This is a genomic window from Pedobacter gandavensis (genome assembly GCF_032678745.1).
In the GTDB taxonomy this organism is placed as follows: domain Bacteria; phylum Bacteroidota; class Bacteroidia; order Sphingobacteriales; family Sphingobacteriaceae; genus Pedobacter; species Pedobacter gandavensis_C.
Genome location: NZ_JAVTST010000020.1, coordinates 1 through 1,037 on the forward strand (window position 1 = coordinate 1; position 1,037 = coordinate 1,037).

The window sequence follows — 1,037 nt, forward strand, 5'->3', positions numbered from 1 at the left end:
CAGTCAGTAAAACGGTACCGCCGTCGCAGAAAGTAGTGGCTTCGGTATGAGTAATGGTGGCCACCGGAACAGGACGTTCCGTCACCGTTACCGGAGTAGACACCAGGCTTTCGCAGCCTGATAAAGTAATTTTCACGGAGTAATCGCCACTAGTCGTTGCGGTGTAAGTTCTGTTCGTTTCTCCATCAATCGCCACCCCGCCTTTGTACCATTGGTAACTGTCTGCTAGCGATGCAGTCAGTAAAACGGTACCGCCGTCGCAGAAAGTTGTAGCCTCGGTATGAGTAATGGTGGCTACCGGAACCGGACGTTCCGTCACCGTTACCGGAGTTGAAACCAGGCTTTCGCAGCCGGATAGAATGATTTTCACGGAGTAATCGCCGCTAGTCGTTGCGGTGTAAGTTCTGTTCGTTTCGCCATCAATCACCACACCGCCTTTGTACCATTGGTAGCTATCTGCTAGAGATGACGTCAGTACCACGGTACCGCCATCGCAGAAAGTAGTGGCTTCGGTATGAGTGATGGTTGCTACTGGAACCGGACGTTCCGTCACCGTTACCGGAGTTGAAACCAGACTTTCGCAGCCTGATAAAGTAATTTTTACGGAGTAATCGCCACTAGTCGTTGCGGTGTAAGTTCTGTTCGTTTCTCCATCAATCGCCACCCCGCCTTTGTACCATTGGTAGCTATCTGCTAGCGATGCAGTCAGTAAAACGGTACCGCCGTCGCAGAAAGTAGTGGCTTCGGTATGAGTAATGGTGGCTACCGGAACCGGACGTTCAGTCACCGTTACCGGAGTTGAAACCAGACTTTCGCAGCCTGATAAAGTAATTTTCACGGAGTAATCGCCACTAGTCGTTGCGGTGTAAGTTCTGTTCGTTTCTCCATCAATCGCCACACCGCCTTTGTACCATTGGTAGCTATCTGCTGCCGATGAAGTCAGTACCACGGTACCGCCGTCGCAGAAAGTAGTGGCTTCGGTATGAGTAATGGTGGCTACTGGAACCGGACGTTCCGTCACCGTTACCGGAGTAGAC

Annotated in this window: 1 protein-coding gene; it reads right to left on the minus strand. The window is 51.5% G+C overall.

The window, feature by feature from the left end; translation table 11 throughout:
- Positions 1-1,037: hypothetical protein (locus R2S10_RS24665; protein ID WP_316843059.1), on the minus strand; the 1,037-nt coding region annotated here is incomplete at both ends.